The organism is Rhizobacter sp. P2_H2, from assembly GCF_056403375.1.
Map to the genome: position 1 here is coordinate 1 of NZ_JBFUFP010001475.1, position 1039 is coordinate 1039.

Genomic DNA, 1039 nt, shown 5'->3' on the forward strand with positions numbered 1-1039 from the left:
GCACCGCGCCGCAGTTCGCGGTCAGCATGATGCGCGGGCGCGAGGCCGGGTGGCATTGCACCAGCGGCGCGACGCGCTGCGCCGGGTCGGAGACCGGGTGCCAGTTCGCGACCGTGTATGCATCACCGTCGTGGCGCAGCCAGCCATCCTCGGCCAGGATCGCGAGCAGCCGCGGCAACAGCCGGTGGTAGCGCGGCGCGAGCTTCAGGCGCTGCGCCAACTCGTCCGACTGCACGCGTTCGCCTGTGGCCGGCGACCAGCCGAGTTCGACGAGTGCGCGCGCGATCCACGCCGCGCTCATCGCTTCGAGCGCGACGAAGGCCTGCTGGTAGTCGGCCAGGTCGTGCTCGCGCGACAGGTCGTCGAGGCGCGGCCCGGCCTGCGCGGCGAGTTCGGCCGGCGTCGGCAGCCAGCGGGCGTCCGGCACCGGCTCCCACGCGATGCGGTAGACCGGCTCGTCGATCGCCGCCGTGGACACCGCGGCGGCGCGCAGCGCGATGCCGTGCATCGTCGCGACGGTGCCGTGCGTGTCGAACAGCACCAGCTCGGCCTTCAGCGTGTCGGCGCTGCCGCCGGGCGTGATGCGCACGTGGCTGCTGAGCCGCTCGCCATGCGCGCGGTGCACCGCGAGGCGGCCGATCGCGAGCGGCAGGTACGCGCGGCCGGCAGCGGCCTGCGCCGGCAGCGCGGCGGCCATCACCTGCAGCGCGGCATCGAGCAGCGCCGGGTGCATCACGTAGTCGGCGCGGCCGGCAGCGGGCGGCAGCGCGATCTCGCCGAGCGCCTCGCCGTCGCGCCGTGCGATGCGCTGCACGCCCTGCAGCGCGGGGCCGAACGCGAGCTGGCGTGCGGCGAGGCTCGCGTAGTGGCCGCCGGCGTCGATCGATTCGGTGCAGCGGGCGCCGATCGCGCCGGCCGATTCATGCGACGGCGCTGCGTCGGCCTCGCCATAGCTGCCCTGCACGTGCGTGTGCCAGGCGTCATCGGGTTCGCCATCGCCGAGCGACAGGATCTCGAAGGTGTCGGCTTGGGTGTCAGC

At 74.6% G+C, this 1039-nt stretch carries 1 protein-coding gene; it reads right to left on the minus strand.

What is annotated here, in order from left to right; translation table 11 throughout:
• Nucleotides 1–1039 (minus strand): polyketide synthase dehydratase domain-containing protein (locus AC1D15_RS34035; protein ID WP_477829546.1); only part of this gene is annotated, 1039 nt, incomplete at both ends.